At 60.8% G+C, this 1,130-nt stretch carries 1 pseudogene; it reads right to left on the reverse strand.

The annotated features are described in order from the left end of the window. Positions 1-176: 176 nt before the first annotated feature. A pseudogene (locus C7I85_RS30190) lies at positions 177-933 on the reverse strand (IS5 family transposase). Positions 934-1,130: the final 197 nt, after the last annotated feature.

Here is a 1,130-nt window from a genome sequence, read left to right on the forward strand (position 1 = left end):
GGAAAAAAAAGAGACGACGAGCGCGTCGGGGGCCACCTGAGCCGACCTTGCCAGCCGTGCGCAGGGCGGTCATCAACGCACTCGCTATACCGACAGCACAGATCCGATGTCCGCACTGTCGACGTCATTTTCAAAGCCCAAATTCCATTCTGCCAAAGTAGTGTTAGGGTCCAGACTCATAACCAGAAGGCGACGGCCGCGGCGATGTGAACGGCGGCGAGGAAGTTTGTGGCGTTGCGGTCGTTGCGAGTTGCAATGCGCCTGAAGTCCTTGATGCGGCAGAACATGCGCTCGATGGCGTTGCGGTCGCGGTAGAGGAAAGGCGAGAAGCAGTTCTTCCAGATGCGGTTGGCCTTTGGCGGGATGTTCGCGAAGGCTCCACAGTCACCGATTTGGCGACGTATGGCATTGCTGTCGTAGCCCTTGTCCGCATGAACGAGCCCGGTGTCGGGCAATTGGTCGAGTAGAATCTCGCCTGCCTTGCAGTCGGCAACGTTGCCGCCCGTCAGCATGAAGGCGACGGGCCGCCACAAGCCGTCAGTCAGGGCGTGGATCTTGGTGGTGCGGCCGCCGCGGGAGCGGCCAACGGCCTGATTGTGCTCCCCCCTTTACCGCCTGCGGCACAGCGATGCGCCCGCACGGCCGAGGAGTCGATGAGTATCTGCGCCGGCGGTCCTCCCGCACGGGCCAGGGCATGGAAGATGGCGCTCCATACGCCCTTGGCGGCCCAGCGCTGAAAGCGGTTGTAGAGCGTCTTCCTCGGCCGTAGACCTCAGGCGCATCAACCCAGCGCACGCCACTCTTGATGACATGGATGATGCCGCTGATCACCCGCCGATCGTCGACGCGCGGCTTGCCTCGCGTGTCAGTTGGAAGATGCGGCAGCAACCGCCCAATCTGCTCGTCCGTTAGCCAGAAATAGTTCCGATTCATCAATGGCCTCCATTCGAAGACGGTGAATCACGACTACCGCATCAATGGAAGCGGTTTTATGGGTCTGGGCCCTAGCACTACTTTGGCAGAATGGAATTTGGGCTTTGAAAGTGACGTCGACAGTGCGGACATCGGATCTGTGCTGTCGGTATAGCGAGTGCGTTGATGACCGCCCTGCGCACGGCTGGCAAGGTCGG

This window comes from Pseudaminobacter soli (ex Li et al. 2025) (genome assembly GCF_003012705.1).
Taxonomy (GTDB): Bacteria; Pseudomonadota; Alphaproteobacteria; order Rhizobiales; family Rhizobiaceae; genus Pseudaminobacter; species Pseudaminobacter soli.